General features: G+C 67.8%; 17 protein-coding genes and 1 tRNA gene. 10 read left to right on the top strand and 8 right to left on the bottom strand.

Annotated features, from left to right (window positions below; translation table 11 throughout):
* Positions 1-42 precede the first annotated feature (42 nt).
* Genes AC1DK9_RS01805 through AC1DK9_RS01795 form a run of 3 tightly spaced genes read right to left on the bottom strand, consistent with a single transcriptional unit; the run spans position 43 to position 2,970 of the window.
* Positions 43-723, bottom strand: a complete 681-nt coding sequence (locus AC1DK9_RS01805) for an NUDIX hydrolase (RefSeq protein ID WP_476914828.1) — start codon at positions 721-723, stop codon at positions 43-45.
* A complete protein-coding gene (gene nth, locus AC1DK9_RS01800; protein WP_476914827.1) occupies positions 720-1,523 on the bottom strand; it encodes an endonuclease III in 804 nt (267 codons plus the stop codon). The genes AC1DK9_RS01805 and nth overlap by 4 nt, the downstream gene beginning before the upstream one ends.
* A gap of 58 nt (positions 1,524-1,581) precedes the next feature.
* Entirely contained in the window at positions 1,582-2,970 is a 1,389-nt protein-coding gene (locus AC1DK9_RS01795) for a hypothetical protein (RefSeq protein ID WP_476914826.1), read from the bottom strand.
* A 442-nt stretch (positions 2,971-3,412) separates the two neighbouring features.
* Here AC1DK9_RS01795 and acs point away from each other — a divergent pair, with 442 nt between their 5' ends.
* Genes acs through AC1DK9_RS01775 form a run of 4 tightly spaced genes read left to right on the top strand, consistent with a single transcriptional unit; the run spans position 3,413 to position 7,472 of the window.
* A complete protein-coding gene (gene acs, locus AC1DK9_RS01790; protein WP_476914825.1) occupies positions 3,413-5,437 on the top strand; it encodes an acetate--CoA ligase in 2,025 nt (674 codons plus the stop codon).
* Positions 5,438-5,465: 28 nt separating this feature from the next.
* Positions 5,466-5,891 (top strand): SRPBCC family protein, encoded by a 426-nt coding sequence (locus AC1DK9_RS01785; RefSeq protein WP_476914824.1) that lies wholly within the window; start codon positions 5,466-5,468, stop codon positions 5,889-5,891.
* A 58-nt stretch (positions 5,892-5,949) separates the two neighbouring features.
* Positions 5,950-6,423, top strand: coding sequence for a type II 3-dehydroquinate dehydratase (aroQ, locus tag AC1DK9_RS01780; RefSeq protein WP_476914823.1), 474 nt, complete (start codon positions 5,950-5,952; stop codon positions 6,421-6,423).
* Positions 6,424-6,425: 2 nt separating this feature from the next.
* Positions 6,426-7,472 (top strand): DUF2332 domain-containing protein, encoded by a 1,047-nt coding sequence (locus AC1DK9_RS01775; protein ID WP_476914822.1) that lies wholly within the window; start codon positions 6,426-6,428, stop codon positions 7,470-7,472.
* A 38-nt stretch (positions 7,473-7,510) separates the two neighbouring features.
* On the opposite strand, the gene AC1DK9_RS01770 is transcribed toward AC1DK9_RS01775, so the two are convergent.
* On the bottom strand, positions 7,511-8,695 hold the full coding sequence (locus tag AC1DK9_RS01770) for a MarP family serine protease (protein WP_476914821.1): 1,185 nt from the start codon (positions 8,693-8,695) through the stop codon (positions 7,511-7,513).
* Positions 8,696-8,886: 191 nt separating this feature from the next.
* Here AC1DK9_RS01770 and AC1DK9_RS01765 point away from each other — a divergent pair, with 191 nt between their 5' ends.
* Positions 8,887-9,564, top strand: a complete 678-nt coding sequence (locus tag AC1DK9_RS01765; RefSeq protein ID WP_011693220.1) for a Crp/Fnr family transcriptional regulator — start codon at positions 8,887-8,889, stop codon at positions 9,562-9,564.
* 417 nt (positions 9,565-9,981) lie between these two features.
* Here AC1DK9_RS01765 and AC1DK9_RS01760 read toward each other — a convergent pair whose 3' ends face one another.
* The 3 genes from AC1DK9_RS01760 to AC1DK9_RS01750 are packed head-to-tail and all read right to left on the bottom strand — an operon-like array spanning position 9,982 to position 11,638.
* Positions 9,982-10,893 (bottom strand): NUDIX hydrolase, encoded by a 912-nt coding sequence (locus tag AC1DK9_RS01760; RefSeq protein WP_476914820.1) that lies wholly within the window; start codon positions 10,891-10,893, stop codon positions 9,982-9,984.
* Positions 10,894-10,910: 17 nt separating this feature from the next.
* Positions 10,911-11,480, bottom strand: a complete 570-nt coding sequence (locus AC1DK9_RS01755; protein ID WP_476914819.1) for a RidA family protein — start codon at positions 11,478-11,480, stop codon at positions 10,911-10,913.
* A gap of 2 nt (positions 11,481-11,482) precedes the next feature.
* Positions 11,483-11,638 (bottom strand): DUF4177 domain-containing protein, encoded by a 156-nt coding sequence (locus tag AC1DK9_RS01750; RefSeq protein WP_175321496.1) that lies wholly within the window; start codon positions 11,636-11,638, stop codon positions 11,483-11,485.
* A 37-nt stretch (positions 11,639-11,675) separates the two neighbouring features.
* Here AC1DK9_RS01750 and AC1DK9_RS01745 point away from each other — a divergent pair, with 37 nt between their 5' ends.
* From AC1DK9_RS01745 to AC1DK9_RS01725, 5 genes are all read left to right on the top strand, one after another.
* Positions 11,676-13,979, top strand: coding sequence for a transglycosylase domain-containing protein (locus tag AC1DK9_RS01745; protein WP_476914818.1), 2,304 nt, complete (start codon positions 11,676-11,678; stop codon positions 13,977-13,979).
* The gene (locus AC1DK9_RS01740) at positions 13,976-14,923 is read left to right on the top strand and encodes a metallophosphoesterase (RefSeq protein WP_476862249.1); all 948 of its coding nucleotides are present in this window, start codon (positions 13,976-13,978) and stop codon (positions 14,921-14,923) included. The genes AC1DK9_RS01745 and AC1DK9_RS01740 overlap by 4 nt, the downstream gene beginning before the upstream one ends.
* Before the next feature lie 189 nt (positions 14,924-15,112).
* Positions 15,113-16,930: an ABC transporter ATP-binding protein gene (locus tag AC1DK9_RS01735; RefSeq protein WP_476914817.1), complete on the top strand. Its 1,818-nt coding sequence runs from the start codon at positions 15,113-15,115 to the stop codon at positions 16,928-16,930.
* Complete coding sequence (locus AC1DK9_RS01730; RefSeq protein ID WP_476914816.1) at positions 16,927-18,759, top strand: ABC transporter ATP-binding protein; 1,833 nt, start codon at positions 16,927-16,929, stop codon at positions 18,757-18,759. Before AC1DK9_RS01735 ends, AC1DK9_RS01730 begins: the two co-directional genes overlap by 4 nt.
* Before the next feature lie 103 nt (positions 18,760-18,862).
* A tRNA-Pro gene (locus tag AC1DK9_RS01725) sits at positions 18,863-18,939 on the top strand.
* Positions 18,940-19,116: 177 nt separating this feature from the next.
* On the opposite strand, the gene AC1DK9_RS01720 is transcribed toward AC1DK9_RS01725, so the two are convergent.
* Positions 19,117-19,362, bottom strand: coding sequence for a hypothetical protein (locus AC1DK9_RS01720; RefSeq protein WP_476862246.1), 246 nt, complete (start codon positions 19,360-19,362; stop codon positions 19,117-19,119).
* Between the last annotated feature and the right edge of the window lie 16 nt (positions 19,363-19,378).

Genomic DNA, 19,378 nt, shown 5'->3' with positions numbered 1-19,378 from the left:
CCCGCGGCGGCGTCCTGACGGCACAATATCGGGGACCCGACCTCAGCCGTCTATCCCGTGAAGGCGCGTCCGGTCCCACGGGACAGCCCAGCCGAGCTGGTCGAACAACTGATTGAGGATCATGCCGGTGAAGCCCCAGACCACCACGCCGTTGACGGTAAAGGCCGGGCTCTGAAAGGTCTGGCCGGCGCGGCTGACGGTCGCCATCACCCTGTTGTCGGGGTCCAGCAGGTCCCGCACGGGCACCCGGAAGACCTGCGAGGACTCGCCATAGTCCACCACCCGAACCGGTGACTGGGACGCCCACCAGCCCAGCACGGGGGTGACCAGGAAGTTCCCGCGGGGCAGCGCCAGCTCGGGCATGACGCCGAGAACCTCCACACCCAGCGGGTCCAGCCCCGTCTCCTCCTCAGCCTCCCGGAGGGCGGCCTCGATCACGGATTCCCCGGGGTCGATGCCGCCGCCGGGGAAGGCCACCTGGCCCGGATGATCATCCAGGGTCTGCGCGCGCTGGAGCAGCAGTACGTCCAGATCCGCCGGCGCCAGCAGTTTCACCGACGTCGCGGGGACGTCATCCAGCGAGCCGAACAGCATCAGCACGGCGGCCCGGCGGACCCGTTCGCCGGGCTCCACCGTAAGCTCACGCCAGCGCGGATCCGGTGACGGGGCCGTCCCGGCCTGCACCGCGGCCACGAGGTCGATCAGGTCCTGGCGGGCGGTCATTGCGGCCTTCTCTGCGATTCCATCCGGATTTCGGCGGCGCGATGCGTTTCGGCCAGCAGCTTCGCCAGCAGTTCCTCCTGGCCCGGGGCGAGTTCGTACTTCAGCAGCTTCCTGGCCTTCTCCGGATCCGTTTCGCCGGCTCCGAAGCTGGGGCACCAATTCGCCACGGCGCAGGCTCCGCAGGCCGGCTTGCGGGAATGGCAGACGCGCCGACCGTGGAACACGACGCGGTGCGAGAGCATCGTCCAGTCTTTTGGCTCGAACAGTTCGGCGACGTCAGATTCGATCCGGACCGGATCATCCGAATCCGTCCAACCGAAGCGGCGGGCCAGCCGGCCGAAGTGCGTGTCCACCGTGATGCCGGGGATCCCGAACGCGTTTCCCAGCACCACGTTGGCGGTCTTGCGCCCGACGCCGGGCAACTTCACCAGGTCTGCCAGCCGGCCGGGCACCTCGCCGTCGTAGTCGTCCACAAGCTTGGTGCACAACGCCATCAGGTTCCGCGCCTTGGCCCGGAAGAACCCAGTGGGTTTGATGATCGCTTCCAGCTCTGCGGGCTCGGCTTCGGCCATGCTGCGGGCGTCGGGGTACCGGGCGAACAACAGCGGAGTGATCTGGTTGACCAGCACATCCGTGGTCTGGGCCGAGAGCACCGTGGCCACCACGAGTTCGAAGGGACTGCGGAAATCCAGCTCTGCGTGCGCATACGGATACTGCTCGGCCAGTGCCTTGTTTATCCGGCGGGCGCGTCGCTTGAGTCCAAGCAAGGTCTCCCCACCAGCCTGCACGCGAGGCTTCACGGCAGCGGGCTTCGCGGTAGCGGGCTTTGCGGCGCCGACTTCGGTGGCCACGGTCCGGCTAGCCGCGTTCGATGTTGCTGAGATCCCGGAGCACGCCGACGCGGCCGTCCGTGTGCTGGACCAGGAACTCGTGGCCGCGGTCCTCCAGGGCCAGGACCCAGCCGCCGGGTTCGACGACGAAGGCCGGGGCGCCGGTGCGCTCGTCCACGGCGGTCCGGGGCTGTGCAACGGCGAACCAGAACGCCTCGTAGGCCGGGGCGGCCGCATTGCTCTCGGGGCGGCTTGCCGGGTCCACCGTGGCACCGATCGGCTCCTGCGAACGGACCTGCGGGGTGAGGGCCGTGGGTGCCTCGTGGCCTGCGGCGGACGGCGCCGCGGCCGCTGCCGCAGCCGGGACGCTGGCCGCCTGCGTCTCCTCCAGGGCCGCGCTCTGCCGCGCGGGTGCCTCCGAGGTGGCCGGGGATCCCGTTGAAGTTGCCGCAGCGGGAGCGGCCGCGGACTGCTCCGCGGCCACCCGGGCCGCTTCGCCTGCGGCGGGAGCCGGGGCGTACGCCGCCGTCGGCGTCGGCGATACGGCCGGCGTCGCGGTGGGGACGACGCCGTGAGCCTGGGTGGCGGGCTCGGCGGCGGCCGGGCGGGCGTATGCCGCGGCGGCGCCTGCGGCTCCTGCAGCTGCAGCGCTTGCACCTGCACCGGCGGCACCGGCTGATGACCCGCGGCCTTCGCTTGCAAGCGGGGCCTTTTCGGCAGGGCCCGCCGTCTTGTCCGTGGTCATCCGCTTGACCCAGCCAGCCAGCGGGCTGCCGCCTTCCCGGGGCGTTGAGGCTTCGCCGGCGGGCTTGGGTGCCTTGGGCGCACGCGGCTTGCGCACCGGCACCGCGGCTTCCCGCGCCACAACGTGGGCGGGGGTTTCGGCGCGGTGCAGGAAGTCGCCGGCGAGGCTGGGAATCAGCCGCGCGAGCACGGTGGCGGTGAAGAGTCCCAGCGAGCCAACGAGCCCCACCAGAAGGCTCGGCACGAATGCGCCGGCAGAGGCCAGGAAGAAGAACGCCAGGCTAAAGGACGCCACCACGGAGGCGAACTGGTCGATCGAGAGGGAACCGATCCGGATCTTCGTGCCCGGGCTGACGCGTCGGGCCACGAAGAGGGCGGCGACAATCAGCGGCAGCAGGACCCCCAGGCCCAGGAAGAAGAAGTTGCCCAGGCTCCACAGGTTGTAGCGGTCCACGAACATCGGGATCAGGGAGGCGATGAAGAGCAGCAGGGTGGAGCCGAAGACGGTGAGGTCGCGGACCGTGAAGGGCCCCACGACGGCCTCGTTGTTCTTCGGGTTCGGCTTGTCCACGGTGAAGCGTGGCTGGTCCCCCTGGCCGCCGGCCTGCGCCGGGCCTGCCTGGCCCTCGTTGCGGAGGGGCGCGTGGAGCTGCCCGTTGCTTTGCTCGTTCATTCTGTTCTCCTTAGCGTGGCCGCACCCTGGACAGTGCCGCCTAACGGCAGGCGAAACAGGACCGCCAGCGGCCCCGTCGCCCCCCATTGGATGTCACAACTCCGTCTCAGCCTAGCCAAGTGCAGAACCGATCACTAGCTGCCCGGCCGTAACTCCAGCACCACTCCGGGGAGCCTTTCGCCCTGCGCGTAAAGCGGGGTTCGGCGCGGCTCCCCGCAGGCCACGCCACCGCCCGCACCACTCGGCGCTTAATAAACACCGCTCACGGCTCCCTTTGTGACGGGGCACACGTTCTGTCACACCTGCGCGTTAGTGTGTATTTCGGAACAGCTCTTTGCGGTACGCCCGTGACCAGCCGATGCCCGGTGCCACGCAAGCACCGGGGACAGCGGCGGGATCGGTCGTTCCGCACAGCACGGATCGATGAATGATGAGGTTCACCATGTCCCAGCAGACCCCCGGCTCCACCACGGCCACCCAGGCGCCCCGGCAGGGCGATGCGTTCGAAAACCTGTCGCAGGAGAACCGCAAGTTCGCCCCTTCGGCCGAGTTCGCCGCCAACGCAGTGGTCACCGCCGCCGATTACGCCGAGGCCGACGCCGACCGGCCGGCTTTCTGGGCCAAGCAGGCCCGCGCGCTGCTGAGCTGGAGCAAGGACTTCACCGAGACCCTTGACTGGTCCAATCCGCCTTTCGCCAAATGGTTCGTCGGCGGCGAGATCAACGCCGCCTACAACGCCCTGGACCGTCACGTCGAGGCCGGCAACGGTGACCGGGTTGCCATCTACTTCGAGGGAGAGCCCGGGGACACCCGCAGCTACACCTACGCGCAGCTGACGCAGGAGGTTAAGAAGGCCGCCAACGCCTTCGAATCCCTCGGCGTGGCCAAGGGTGACCGCGTGGCCGTATACCTGCCGATGATCCCCGAGGCCGTCATCACGCTGCTGGCCTGCGCCCGTATCGGCGCCATCCACTCGGTTGTCTTCGGCGGCTTCTCCGCCGAGGCGCTCCGTTCGCGGATCGACGACGCCGAGGCCAAGCTGGTGGTCACCGCCGACGGCACTTACCGCCGCGGCAAGCCCAGCGCCCTGAAACCGGCCGTCGACGAGGCGCTGGCCCACGACGGGCACACCGTCCAGAACGTCGTCGTCGTCAAGCGCAACGGCCAGGACGTGGACTGGCACGAGGGCCGGGACCACTGGTGGTCCGACACGGTCGATGCCGCCTCGGACGAGCACACCGCCGTAGGACACGACTCTGAACACCCGCTGTTCATCCTCTACACCTCCGGCACCACCGGCAAGCCCAAGGGCATCCTGCACACCACCGGCGGCTACCTCACCCAGGGGGCCTACACGCACAAGGCGGTCTTCGACCTGCACCCGGAAACGGATGTGTACTGGTGCACCGCCGACGTCGGCTGGATCACCGGCCACTCCTACGTGGCTTACGCGCCGCTGATCAACGGCGCCACTCAGGTCATGTATGAGGGCACCCCCGACTCGCCGCACCAGGGCCGCTGGTGGGAGATCGTGGAAAAGTACAAGGTCTCCATCCTCTACACGGCCCCGACCGCCATCCGCACCTTCATGAAATGGGGCAAAGAAATTCCGGCAAAGTCGGATCTTTCCTCCATCAGGGTGCTGGGCTCGGTGGGCGAACCCATCAACCCCGAGGCGTGGATGTGGTACCGGGAGGTCATCGGCGCCAACGCCGGAAAGAACGGTGAGAAGAAGGAGAACCCGGCCCCGATCGTGGACACCTGGTGGCAGACCGAAACCGGCGCGCAGATGATTGCGCCTTTGCCCGGGGTGACCGCCACCAAGCCGGGATCCGCCCAGGTCCCGCTGCCCGGCATCGCCGTGGACGTCGTCGATGAGGCCGGTGAATCCGTTCCCAACGGCGCCGGCGGCTACCTCGTGATCCGGGAGCCATGGCCGGCCATGCTGCGCGGCATCTGGGGTGACCCGGAACGGTTCAAGGAAACCTACTGGTCCCGCTTCGAAACGATGTACTTCGCCGGCGACGGCGCCAAGAAGGACGATGACGGCGATATCTGGCTGCTCGGCCGGGTCGATGATGTCATGAACATCTCCGGCCACCGGCTCTCCACCGCGGAGATCGAGTCCGCCCTCGTGTCCCACCCGGCCGTGGCGGAAGCCGCCGTCGTCGGCGCAGCGGATGAGACCACCGGCCAGGCAGTCGTGGCGTTTGTGATCCTGCGCGGGGACGCGGTGGACTCGGGCGACTCGATCGTCCAGGAGCTCCGCAACCACGTGAGCAAGGAGATCGGGCCGATCGCCAAGCCCAAGACCATCCTGGTGGTGCCGGAACTGCCGAAAACCCGCTCCGGCAAGATCATGCGCCGCTTGCTCAAGGATGTCGCCGAGGGCCGCGAGGTGGGTGACGCCACCACCTTGGCGGACAACACCGTGATGGCCCAGATCGCGCACTCGCTCAAGAAGTGAACACGGTTCCCGTCCTGGGCCGCACCGGGTGACTTTTTCCGTATCGCGCCGGGTCGACGCGCCGGCCGAGGTGGTCTGGAAGCTGCTCACGGATACCGGCCAGTGGCCGGCGTGGGGGCCATCAGTCAGCGGCGTCGAACCGGCAACAGCGGGACTGGAGTCTTCGGAGCTTCGGTCCGGCAGCCGCGGAAGGGTCCGCACCATCCTGCGGGTGGCCCTGCCGTACACCGTGACGAGGTTCGAGGCAGGGCGGTACTGGCAGTGGTCTGTTGCCGGGGTGCGCGCCACCGGGCACCGGGTGGAGCCGCAGAAGGATGGCGGCTGCCTGGTCATCTTCACCGTGCCCTGGTGGGCGCCGGCCTACCTGCCGGTCTGCGCCCTCGCGCTGCGGCGGATTGAACGGCTCGCGAGCGGTCCGGGCAGTCCTGCCGGCCGGGGACAGGTCCGTGAATGATGAACTTCGCAGGACACATCAGGGGCATGGTCCGGGACAACGCGATACATTGGCAGGCATGAGCGAAGCCACCTCCCCGGACGCCCGGCGCGGCACCATCCTGGTCCTGAACGGGCCCAACCTGAACCTGCTGGGCACCCGTGAACCGGAAAAGTACGGCACGGCCACCCTGGCCGACGTCGAGCAGCTTGCCAAGGAGGCCGGCTCGGCGCACGGATTCGACGTCGATTGCTTCCAGTCCAACCATGAAGGCGCCCTCGTTGATGCCATCCATGCCGCCAGGGGCAAAGCGGTCGGCATCGTCCTGAACGCCGGCGCCTACACCCACACCTCGGTGGCCATCCGGGACGCCCTCACCGCAGTGCAGCTTCCCGCCGTCGAGGTCCACATAACCAACGTGCACGCCCGCGAACCGTTCCGGCACCACTCCTATCTCTCGGACATCAGCAAGGCCGTGATCGCCGGGGCGGGCATCCTGGGCTACCGCTTCGCCGTCGACTACCTCGCCGAGCTGCACGCGGACCGGGACTGAGCATGTCCCCCGGGGCGCAGCCGGCAGGGACGGCGGAGTGGTACCGCCACTTCGGCACCGTCGACGCCCCCGGCAACTCCCCCTGCTACGCGGAGTGGTCGCAGGGCATCGCGGACGACCCCGAACTCATCCGGCGCATCGACGCGTGGCCGCACAACAAACGCCAACCGCTCCTGATGCTGGCGGCCGCCCGCTTCCTCGGCGCCCGGATCGGCCCCTATGCGGAGTTCCGGAGGTTCCTGGACGCTCACTGGGACGGCATCTCCCGGATTGTCTTTTCCCGGTCCACGCAGACGAACGAGGCCGGCCGATGCGCCGCGTTGCTCCCGTCCCTCGCCCGGATAGCCGCCGCGGAGAAGCGTCCGTTGGCCCTTATCGAGGTCGGCGCCTCGGCGGGCCTGACGCTGTACCCGGACCACTACGGCTACGAATTCGACGACGAGGCGGGCAGCGTCACGCAGCTGGCTCCGGCGGGCGCCGCGCCCGGGACCTACCCGGTGCTGCGTTGCGCCACGGCAGGGCCGGTGCCACTGCCGGCCGCGCTGCCACTGGTCGCGTGGCGGGCCGGCATCGACCTGAACCCGCTGGACATCCGGGACCCGGAAGATGTCGCCTGGCTGGAGGCGCTGATCTGGCCCGAGCAGGAGTTCCGCCGTGAGCGGCTGAGCCAGGCAATCGCCGTCGCGCGGACGGATCCGCCGCTGCTGGTGGCCGGGGACCTCAACGAACAACTCGTCTCCCTGGCCGGGCAGGCACCGCCGGAGGCCGCCCTGGTGGTGTTCCACAGCGCGGTCATGGCCTACCTCGATGCCGCCGGCCGCGAACAATTCCGTGACACCATCGCCCTGCTGGCCGCGGACCGGGGCTGCCACTGGCTCTCCAACGAGGGCCACACCGTCATCGTGCAGGCGGACGGATCCAGCGTGGTTCCCGAAATGGACGAAGCACGGCTCCGCGGTCGTTTCCTGCTTTTGGAGGACGGCCTGCCGGTGGCGATCGCTGGCCCGCACGGCCAGAGCCTGGAGTGGATCGAGGCCGCCGGCGGCTGACGGGCTGGGCCGCCCGTCCCCGACTAGTTCGGCGCAGGCTATTTCTTAATGCACTGGCCCGGCGACACGGCGTCGCCCAGGCCCGGGGCCTTTGCAGCCACGGGGCCGAGGTCGTTCATGGTGATGGCGAAGCCCAGCGAAGGCTCGGACGTCGACTTCGCGAAGACGACCCCGGCCACCTGCCCGCCCGTGGTCAGCAGCGGACCGCCGGAGTTCCCGGGCTGCACGTCACCCGCGAGCCGGTACACATCCTCGGCGGCGGCGTTGTTGCCGTAGATGTCCGGGACCAGGACCGTCGTGATGTCCCGCACCGTGGCCGGCTTGGACTGGAACGGGCCGCCGTGCGGATAACCCGCGAACGCTGCCGGGCTGCCAGCGGGAAGGTCGCGTCCCAGCGGCAGCGGCGCGGCGCGTAGCCCGTCCACGGCCAGGATGGCGAGGTCATGCCGGCTGTCGAAGTACACCACCCGGCCGGGGAGGGCTCCCCCGCCGGGGACCTCGACAACGGGCTCCGGGACGCCGGCCACCACATGGGCGTTCGTCACGACCCGGCCGGGCGAGACCACAAAGCCGGTGCCGGTCTGGTTCTGGCCGCACTGGTAGGCGGTCCCGGCGATCTTCAGCACGGACGCGGCTGCCTTATTCAATGCGGGGGTGTCGGTGCTGGCATCCGGCACTGGCACAGGCCGGCCGCCGACACCACCTTCAAACAGAGTCGGAATCCCGTCCCCGATCACGGCCGAGCGCAGCTGGGCCATGGAGGTCTTCAGGGGCGTGGGCGTAACACCGTCGATGAAGCCGATCACCTTGGAGTCGGCCAGCTGTTGGGAAACGACCGGAACGCCGAGCGCGCTGATGCTGAACGCCAGCATGGACATCACCAGGGCGGACACGGCGAGGTTGACTCCGCCGCCCACCACCCGGTCGGCCAGCCGGAGCGGGCTGATCTTCACGACGCTGCGGATCCGCCGTCCGATCATGGTGCCCAAGCCGTGCCCCAGCATCATCAACAGCACGGCGGTGGCAATGATGGCGGTAAGCCGCCAGCCGGGATCGCCCACGAGGTCGCTGACGATCGGAATCGACACGAAGGCCGCCACGGCCCCCGCCGCGAACCCGGCAATTCCGCCAAGCGTCACCAGGAAGCCGTTGCGCAAGCCGTAGATCAGGTAGGACAAGAGCGTCAGAATCAACGCCAAGTCCAAGATGGTCAAGCCGAACACCGGGGCTCCTTAATGACTGGTAGGTGCCCATTCTACCGGCGCGGGCTGACAGTTTGCCGGGTCCCGCAGCAGCCCGGGACGTCACCCGCCCGCCGTTTAGTGCGTTTCGGTGCCAAGTACGTCACAGAAGCCGCAAAATTCTGAAACAATGGCTGAAGCGCCCCAGCCGACACAGTAAGTCAGGAGATTTCATGGATATCGAGGTATTGCGCCGCGCACCCCTTTTCGCCACGCTCGACGACGAGGCGTTCCGTCTGCTGACGGACGAACTCACCGAGGTGGACCTCTCACGCGGAGCCTCGGTATTCCGGGAAGGCGACCAGGGCGACCAGCTCTACTTCATCGTCTCCGGCAAAGTGAAGCTCGGCCGTACCTCCCCGGACGGCCGTGAGTCCCTGCTCGCCATCCTCGGCCCGGGCGAATTGTTCGGCGAAATGGCGCTGTTCGACCCGAGCCCGCGGACCGCGACGGCCACCGCCGTTTCCGAGACCCGCCTGGCCGGGCTGAAGAACGAGAGCCTCAACGCCCTCCTGCGCACCCGCCCCGAGGTCTCGGCCCAGCTGCTGCAGGCCCTCGCCCGGCGACTTCGCCGCACCAACGACTCGCTCTCCGACCTGGTCTTCTCCGACGTCCCCGGACGCGTGGCCAAGGCGCTGCTGGACCTCGCCGACCGCTTCGGCCGCCCCGCGACGGACGGTGTCCTGGTGGCCCACGAACTCACCCAGGAAGAGCTGGCCCAGCTGGTCGGCGCCTCGCGCGAGACCGTCAACAAGGCCCTCGCCGAGTTCGTCCAGCGCGGCTGGCTGCGCCTTGAGGCCCGCGCCGTCGTGATCCTCGACATGCAGCGCCTCCGCCAGCGCTCCCGCTAGGGTTCCGCACCGAGTTCGATAACCACAGAGTGCCGGCCCGTTTCCATGGGCCGGCCCTCGGTGGTTTTCGCGGCAGTTACCTCCGGACATGCCCATCCTTGCCCGCCAAGAGTGGACATACTCCCACTATGTCCATTGCCCAGCTGGGACGTTGAGCATGTCCAGCAACGAATTCCGGTCCCAACGAGCATGTCCATTTCTCACCTCGAACGATGAGTAGGGCCGGCTCGAACGATCGGAGCCGGCCCTTGGCATGTCGGGATCCGGAAAGTGGCATTCGGAAGCGTGCGTCTAAGCAGGGCCCCCGCCGTCAGGGTTCCCTGGCCGAGCTTGCGAGGTTAGGCAGACGGTGGGGAGGAACGAGCGAGCACGCGGAGGATGTCGCTTTTCGGGGCCAATACCGGCCCGGCGGGCACGTTACCGTTCGCGCTGAGGTTCCCCGGCCACGGTCTTGGCGGCCTCGACTTCCAGCATCAGGCGGCCGCCTTCCTCCACCAGGGCCGGCTGATAGGCGTGCGCCTTGCGTTTATAGCTGAGGTAGGCGATGCAGCCGTTGGCCGCGGCCATCTTCTCCAGCATGATCTCCGATCCCGGGACCAGGAGCTGGCCGAGCTTCAGGCCTACTGTGTTCGGCTGGCCCACCTCGTCGCCCAGTGCGGTGGTGTCGCGCTCGGCGATCGCCTTGCGGACGCACACCCAGCGCGCCCACACGCCCTTGCTGGCCAGCAGCGAGGGCTGCTGGTTCATCGGGATGGTCGCGGCGAAGTAGCGCGTGTTGAAACGGCGGTGGGCGAAGTCGGGGCTCAGCCAGTTCACCAGCGGCTTGAGCAGGTCGGTCCGCACCGAAAGCCCGCGCTTGGCGAGCACGTCGGTGAAGGACTTCTCCTGGCCGGCCACGGCTTCGCGGGCGCGCATCCACTCGGCCGTGGACGTCGCCTCCACGGTGGTGGAAAGGTCCGGCCCGGCCAACAGGACGCCCGTTTCCTCGAACAACTCGCGGATGGCGCCGATGACGTGCCGGCGTGCCAGCCCGACGTCGGACGTTCCCATCTGCTCGGCCCACCACTGCGGGGCGGGGCCCAGCCAGTTCACGGCGTCGTCGTCGGACGTTTCGAGCGAGCCACCGGGAAAGGCGAGGACGCCCAGCGGCGAGGCCCCGGGCCGGTAGCCCAGCCAGGTCTCCAGGCCGGTGGGCGAATCCCGGAGCAGGACCACGGAGGAGGCGTAGCGCGGTGCCCGGGGGGTCCGCTCGCCGTGTTCAAGCCAGCTGCGGGCTGCCCCTTCAAGGTCCGGGGGAAGATCGAACAGGCGTCGTGCTAGGTGCGGCAAGGAAAACGACCGGCCTTCTAGGCGAATTCGGCGATCAGTTCGACCTCGACCGGAGAGTCGAGCGGCAGAACTGAAACGCCGACGGCGGAACGTGCGTGCTGGCCGGCGTCACCCAGGACCTTGCCCAGGAGTTCGGAGGCGCCGTTGATGACACCGGGCTGGCCGGTGAACGAGGGGTCGGAGGAGACGAAACCGACCACCTTGACGATCCGGGTGATCCGGTCCAGGTCGCCGATCACGCTTTTCACGGCGGCCAGGGCGTTGACGGCGCAGACTTCGGCGTAGCGCTTGGCCGCTTCCGGGGACACGGTGGACTCATCCGAGGTCCCCTCGGTCCCCGAAGAGACCTTCCCGGTGGCTTCGAGCTTGCCGTTGATGAAAGGCAGCTGGCCGGAGGTGTAGACGTGGTTGCCGGAGATGACGGCCGGAACGTAGGCGGCCACCGGGGCGGCTACCTCGGGAAGCGCCAGGCCGAGCTCGGCAAGGCGCTGTTCGACGGCGGACGACGCGCCGGTGCCGGCGGCACTTTCGGCCGTGCTCGCGGGGCTCGCTGCCGCGGCCGGAGCGGTCGTTTCGGGGGTGCTCATGGCTAGTTCTTCTCCCGCTTCAAGTAGGCAACCAGGCCGTTTCCGTCCGGGCCCGGAACAACCTGGACGAGCTCCCAGCCGTCGTCGCCCCACTGGTCCAGGATCTGCTTCGTCGCGTGGATAATGAGCGGAATCGTGGCGTACTCCCATTTGGTCATGAAGTAAAGCCTAGTCCTTGCCGGTAAAGTGGAAAACATGGCGACTGGTAAGAACCCTTTATTCGACACGGCCACCACCCTCGGAAAGCTCGTACTTTTCCTGGGCGTGAGCGCGATTTGTGGTGTCCTGGCGGCGGGCCTGCTGGTCCCCGCGGCCGCCGTCTCCGGGAACGCGGCGAGCGGTTCGATCAAATTCTTCGAGACCCTGCCGGCCGAATTGAAGGTTGAACCGCCGAGCCAGTCGACCAAGATCCTGGCCTCGGACGGCAGCGTCATCGCCACAATCTACAAAGAGAACCGCACCCGCGTGTCGCTGGATCAGATGTCCCCGTACATCAAGGACGCGGTGGTCGCCATCGAGGACAGCCGCTTCTACGAGCACGGCGGCGTGGACACCACCGGCATTCTCCGCGCACTGGTCGCCACCGCGCGCGGCAATAAGCAGGGCGCCTCGACCATCACGCAGCAGTACGTGAACAACGTCATCAACTCCTCCCTCGAATCCGAGGGCAAGAGCGACCAGGTCCTGCTGAACGGTGTTAACAAGGGCGTCGGTGACAAGCTACGCGAGATGAAGCTGGCAATCGCGCTGGAAAAGAAATTCTCTAAGCAGCAGATCCTTGAGGGCTACCTGAACATCGTCTTCTTCAACCGCGATGCGTACGGCATCGAGGCGGCGTCGCGGCTGTTCTTCAGCACCTCCGCCAAGAACCTGTCGCTGCCGCAGGCCGCGCTCCTGGCCGGCGTCGTGAACAGCCCGTCCTTCTACGATCCGGTCACGCACCCGGACAACGCCAAGGTCCGCCGCAACCTCGTGCTCAAGGCGATGCTGGCGCAGGGCAAGATCAAGCAAGCGCAGTACGACACCGCCGTCGCCACCCCGGTCAAGACCAAGGTCACCCAGCCGCGCCAGGGCTGCGCCTACTCGTCCACCGCTCCGTACTTCTGCGACTACGTGCTGCACCTGCTGCTCAACAACCCCGCCTACGGCGCGGACGCCAAGGAACGCGAGCGGAAGATCTTCCGCGGCGGCCTGACGATCAAGACCACGCTGGAGCCTAAGGCCCAGAAGGCAGCCGAGGCGCAGGTCGATGCCGCCGCCGGCGCGAACCCGAACAAGTGGGGAGCCTCCCTGGTCTCCGTCGAACCGGGCACGGGCAAGATCACCAACATGGCCCAGAACACCAATTGGCTGCCGGCCAAGGGGAAATTCGACACCCAGATCAACTTCAACGTCGACAAAAACGACGAAAAGGGCAATGACCTCGGCGGCCTGGGCGGCGCCCAGCCAGGCTCCACCATGAAGCCGTTCACCTTCGCCGAATGGTTGGACGAGGGCAAGTCCATGAACACGGTGGTGGACGGCTCGGTGCGCGAGTATCGGACCGGCTTCCCTTGGCGGAACTCCTGCGGCACCACCGTCGGCACGTACAGCACCGCGGAGAAGAACGCCGGCGGCAACGCCACCGATGACCTCCAGAACGCGGAGCCGGACTACTACAAGCCCATGACGGTCCTTAAGGGTCTCTACAACTCGATCAACACCATCACCTTCGCCTCCGCCGCACAACTGGATTTCTGCGGCATTCAGCGGATCGTGGACGCGGTGGGCCTGCACAACGGCCTAGACAACAAGCCGATTGACATGTTCAGAGTGCCTAACCTGCTCGGCTCCACCCAGACCTCGCCGCTGACCATGGCCACCGCGTTCGCGACGTTCGCGAACGATGGCCGGTACTGCGCACCGATCGCGATCACCTCGGTGACGGATGCCACCGGAGCCAAGCTTCCCGCCCAGGCCACCAACTGCCGGGACGCCCTGAAGCCAGAGGTTGCGCGCGGCGTGAACTACGCGCTGCAGGAAGTGCTCAACCGCGGCTCCGGCTCGCTGATCCAGCCCCGCATTTCCACCCAGACCAACTTCCCGATTGCGGCCAAGACCGGTACCTCCAACAACAACGGCTCCACCTGGGTGGTGGGCCACACCACTGGCCTGGCGACGGCGGCCTGGTTCGGCGATCCGCTGGGTGGCCAGACACGGTCCGGGCAGAACATCACGATCAACGGCCAGTTCTATGAGGGCATCGACGGCTACATGATCGCCGGGCCGATGTTCTCCAGGTTCATGGCCGAGATCGCCCCGTCGCACGGCACCGATCCGTTCCCGGAGCCGCCGTCGAACCTGCTGGCCGAGCCATACCAGCAGCCCACCAACAACGACGCCGGCAAGAACAACAACTTTGTGCCGCCGGCGAAGCAGAACCCGGCGCCGTCGTCACCGGCTCCGTCGGCACCGGCTCCGGCACCGGCACCCAAGCCCGGGCCCTCGAAGAAGCCATGATCAGCGGAACCAAGCTGGCCAGCCGCGCCCGAAGCATCGGGCGCGGCTTTGCCGTAACCACCGCCGTCGGCGCCGCGGCCGGGGCCGCCGCGACCGGTTACGGATTGTGGGAGAAGAACCAGTTTGTGCTGCGGGAGGAGTCGCTGGCCATCCTGCCCGCCGGGTACGGTCCGCTCCGGGTGCTGCACCTGAGCGACATCCACTTCGTCCCCGGCCAGCACCGCAAGGCCGCATGGCTCCGCTCCCTCGCCGAGCTCCAGCCGGACCTGGTGGTGAACACCGGCGACAACCTTAGCCACACCAAGGCAGTCGATCCCCTGCTGGAGGCGCTGCAGCCGTTGATGGAGTTCCCGGGCGTCTTCGTCCCCGGCTCGAACGACTACTTCGCCCCCCGGCTCAAGAATCCCGCTTCGTACCTGCTGGGGCCCTCCAAGTCGCGCCCGGACCCCGTCGAACTGGACTGGCCGCGGCTCCGGGCAGGCTTCGGCATGGGGGGCTGGATTGACCTCACCAACCGCTGCCAGTCGCTCGTGATTCGGGGCCTGCGCGTGGACTTCTCCGGCGTGGACGATCCGCACCTGCGCCTCGAGCGCTACGCCGGCTGGCCGCGCGGCACCAAGGGCCAAGACGCCAAGCCGCACCTGCGGATCGCCGTCGCCCATGCCCCGTACCAGCGCGTGCTGGACCACTTCACCGAGGACGCCGCGGACCTGCTGCTGGCCGGCCACACCCACGGCGGCCAGATCTGCGTCCCGGGCTACGGCGCCCTCGTGGCCAACTGCGACCTGCCCACCTGGCGGGCCAAGGGACTGCACGACTGGGAAAGCAACGGACGCACGACGCCGGTCAACGTCTCGGGCGGCATCGGCACCTCGCGCTTCGCCCCGGTCCGGATCGCCTGCAAGCCCGAGGCCGTGCTGCTCACGCTCACCGCCCGGGCCTAGGCGCGGAACTCCTCGTCTTCCGGGGGACATGCCCATCCCCGGGCTCCATTGCGGAACATAATTACTGCAACAGATTTCGGAACGGCCCGATATCCTGTGAACCGGGTCACGCGATGGCCTAGGGTAGTTGCTACAGGAAACTACATCCAGTTGCGTAATCCATTTCGCAGTTGCAGCTAAGAAGCAGGCATGGCCAAGCAGACCCCGTTTTTCTCATCCATCAGCCGTCTCTATCCGCACGTCAGGCCGATCATGCCGCGCCTGGTCATGGGCCTGTTGTCCGCCCTGCTGGCCAGCATCGTCGCGCTGGCCATCCCCCAGGTCTTGCGGGTCCTGATCAACGATTGGCTGCGGCCCGGCGGCAGCGGCCAAGCCGTCTGGATCGCCTCGGCCGTGATCCTGGTGCTGGGCATCGCCGAAGCCGGGCTCGTGGCACTGCGCCGCCAGTTCGTCATCAACCCGGCCACCACCGTGGAGACCCGGATGCGGGTGTCGCTGTACGACCACCTGCAGGACCTGACGGTGTCCTTCCATGACCGCTGGGGTTCCGGGCAACTGCTCTCGCGCGCCATGACAGATCTGAACTTCCTCCGGCGCTGGATGGCCTTCGGCGCGATCATGCTCGTGGTCACCACGCTGACCGTGGTGATCGGCGTCGTCGTTATGTTCTCCATGAGCTGGCAGCTGGCCCTGATCTTCCTGGCCGCCGCGGTGCCGATCATGATTTACGGCTTCCGCTTCCGGACCCGCTTCAGCAAGGTGGCCCGCCGCAGCCAGGACCAGGCCGGGGACCTGGCCACCACGGTTGAGGAATCCGTGCACGGCATCCGCGTGCTCAAGGCGTTCGGACGCAGCCGCGAGGCGCTGGAGAACTTCAACGAACAGGCCGAGGAGCTCCGCCAGACCGAGATCTCCAAGGCCAAGCATCTGGCCGCCTTCAGCCTTGTGGTGACGCTGCTGCCCGAGCTGGCCCTCGGTGCCGGGCTCGTCGTCGGCGTCATGCTGGCGGCCGGCGGCCAGCTGAGCATCGGCTCGCTCGTGGCCTTCTTCGCCACCGCGGCCGTCATCGCGGCGCCGGTGGAATTCTGCGGCATGCTCCTGGCGATGGCGCTGACCGCCAAGACCGCCGTGGACCGGCACTTCGAAGTGATGGACTCGGTCAACACCATCACCAGCCCGCCGGAGCCGCGCCGTCCCGCCGAGCTCAAGGGCGCCCTGGGCTTCCACAATGCCAGCTTCGCCTTCGAGGACGCGCCGGACAAGCCGATCCTCAAGGACATCAGCCTGGACATCCGCCCCGGCGAAACGATGGCCCTGGTGGGCATCACCGGCAGCGGCAAGAGTGCCCTGCTGCAGCTGGTGCCGCGCCTCTTCGAGGTCAGCTCTGGCTCCGTCACGATCGACGGCGTGGACCTGCGCGACTTCAGCGTGGAAGAACTGCGCACCGTCGTCGCCGTCGCCTTCGAGGACACCACCCTGTTTTCCAGCTCCGTCCGGGACAACGTGCTGCTCGGAGTGCCGGGACACGAGTCGGCGGAACGCCGGGAGCAGATCCTGGCCGAGGCGCTGGACACCGCCCAGGCACACTTCGCCTACTCCCTCCCGGAAGGACTGGACACCCTGATCGGCGAGGAGGGCCTCAGCCTCTCCGGCGGACAGCGGCAACGCATCGCCCTCGCCCGGGCCGTCGCCGCCCAGCCCAAGGTCCTGGTCCTGGACGACCCGCTCTCCGCGCTGGACGTGAACACGGAGGAGCTGGTGGAAGCCAGGCTGCGCGAGGTGCTTGCCGACACCACCACCTTGATCGTGGCCCACCGGCCCTCCACCGTGGCGCTGGCCGACCGGGTGGCGCTGCTGGAGGACGGCCGGATCTCCGCCGTCGGCACCCATACGGAACTGCTCGCCGAGAACAGCCACTACCGCTACGTGATTGCCAGCCTGGACCCGGAACCACGGGACCTCGACTCCGAATTGTCCGCGCTCGAGGCCGAGGAGGTTTCCCGATGAGCACCACCACCTTCGGCACGGCCAACGAGGACAACGCCAACCTGTCCAAGGCCGAGAGCAAAGCCGTCCGGCGGCGCTCCCTGGCCCTGCTCGGTTCGCTCATCCGGCCCGTGCGCCTGCGCTTCTGGCTGACCATCGCCGCCGTCGTGCTGTCCCAGGCCGCCCGTGTGGCCGGTCCGGCCCTGATTGCCTTCGGCATCGACCACGCCCTGCCGGCCCTGCGCGGCGGGGACAACCTCCCGCTGGTGCTGGCCGGCGTGGCCTACCTGGTCGCGGCCGTCGCGACGGCCGGGCTGACCGCCCTGTACGTGACCTCGACGGCGCGACTGAGCCAGGCGATGCTGCTGGACCTGCGCGTGCGGGTCTTCCGACAGACCCAGCGGCTGAGCCTGGAGTTCCACGAGAAGTACACCTCGGGGCGCATCATCGCCCGGCAGACCTCGGACCTGGAGGCGCTGCGCGAACTCCTCGATTCCGGGGTCAGCTCGCTCGCCTCCGGGTTGCTGTTCATGATCTTCACCGCGGCCACCGTGTTCGCCCTGGACTGGCGCAGCGGGCTGCTGGTGCTCGCCGCCGGCGTGCCAATGTATTTCCTGTCCCGCTGGTACCAGAAGCATTCCGAGATCGCGTTCCGTGAATCCCGCGTCGTCTCGGCCCGGCTGATCGTCCACTTCGTCGAGACCATGACCGGCATCCGCGCCGTCAAGGCCTTCCGCAAGGAACGCCAGAACGCCGAGCGCTACGCGGAACTCTCCGAGGACTACCGCAAGGTCACCGTCCGCTCCATCAACCTCAACGGCGTCTTCCAGCCCGGCCTGGTGCTGATCGGAAACGTCTGCGTCGCCGTCGTGCTGCTGTCCGGCGGTTTTCGTGTCCTCAGCGGCGAGCTCGCCGTCGGGGTCCTGCTGGCATTGATCCTCTCCACCAAACGCTTCTTCCAGCCTGTGGACCAGATGGCGATGTTCTATAACTCCTTCCAGAGCGCCCAGGCGGCGCTGGAGAAGGTCTCCGGCCTGCTGGAGGAAGTTCCCACCGTCCGGCCGCCGAAAAACCCCGTGGCACTGCCTGAGGCGAAGGGCCGCATCGACTTCGAGAATGTCGAGTTCCGCTACGGCGACGGACCGGTCATCATTCCCGCCATGGACCTGCACATTCCCGCCGGCCAGACGGTGGCGCTGGTGGGCCAGACGGGCGCCGGGAAGTCCACCCTCGCCAAGCTGATCGCGCGCTTCTACGACGTTTCCTCCGGTTCGCTCACGCTCGACGGCGTGGACCTGCGACAGCTGACGACGGCGGACCTGCGCCGCAACGTCGTCATGGTCACCCAGGAAGCCTTCCTGTTCAGCGGCTCCGTGGCGGACAACATCGCCCTCGGCAGGCCCGAAGCTTCCCGGGAGGAGATCGAGGAGGCAGCAAGGGCCGTGGGCGCGCACGAGTTCATCACGGCGCTTCCGGACGGTTACGACACGGACGTCAACAAGCGCGGCGGACGGGTCTCGGCCGGGCAGCGCCAGCTGATCAGCTTCGCCCGGGCCTTCCTGGCCCGGCCAGCCGTCCTGATCCTCGACGAGGCCACGTCCTCGCTGGACATCCCGTCTGAGCGGATGGTCCAAGCCGGGCTGGCGAGCCTGCTGCAGGGCGTGAGCTCCGGCCAAGCGGGCCGCACCGCGCTGATCATCGCGCACCGGCTCTCCACGGTGGAGACCGCGGACCGCGTCCTCGTGGTCCATGACGGCCGCGTGGTGGAGGACGGTACGCCCGCGGAACTGATCGGCGGCGGCGGCCGCTTCGCCAGGCTGCACGGGGCGTGGAAGGATTCGCTGGTCTGATTCCCGGCTCCGGTCCCCCGCGGGCGGCGTCGTTTGCGGCACCGATTTCGCATCCGGGGCCGGAATCGGATACTCTTGTGAAGTTGCTTTTGAAGTAACGGATCGGGATGTGGCGCAGCTTGGTAGCGCGCGTCGTTCGGGACGACGAGGTCGCAGGTTCAAATCCTGTCATCCCGACCAATCAAAGAGGGCCTTCCACTTGGAAGGCCCTCTTTTTTGTCCCCGCCAGCCATCGACTGCTCCGTAGTCGCCGTTATGACCCCTCAAAAGGGCCGTTTCGGAGCACTCGATGGACTGGGCCGGGCAAAAAGGAGCCCCGGGACACCTAGGGTGTCCCGGGGCTGCCTGGAGCGTTGCTTACATCGGGTCCGGCCAGTTGCCGATCCGGGTGGTGCTCGCCATCGGATCCGGCCAGTTGCCGATCGCCGAAAGCGTGCCCTTGCTCGTGCCCATGGGATCGGGCCAGTTGCCGATCGCCAGAGTGTTGTTGCTCATGGGGTCCGGCCAGTTACCGATGGCACTTACTGACAGCACTGCGGGAGCCGCTGCGGAGAACGCCAGAGCCCCGGCCAAGGCGACGGAGGCAGCAATCTTCTTGAACATGTGGGTTCCTCAATAC

It is taken from the genome of Arthrobacter sp. 01T414, from assembly GCF_056398965.1.
This window is presented reverse-complemented; position numbering and strand designations above follow the sequence as displayed.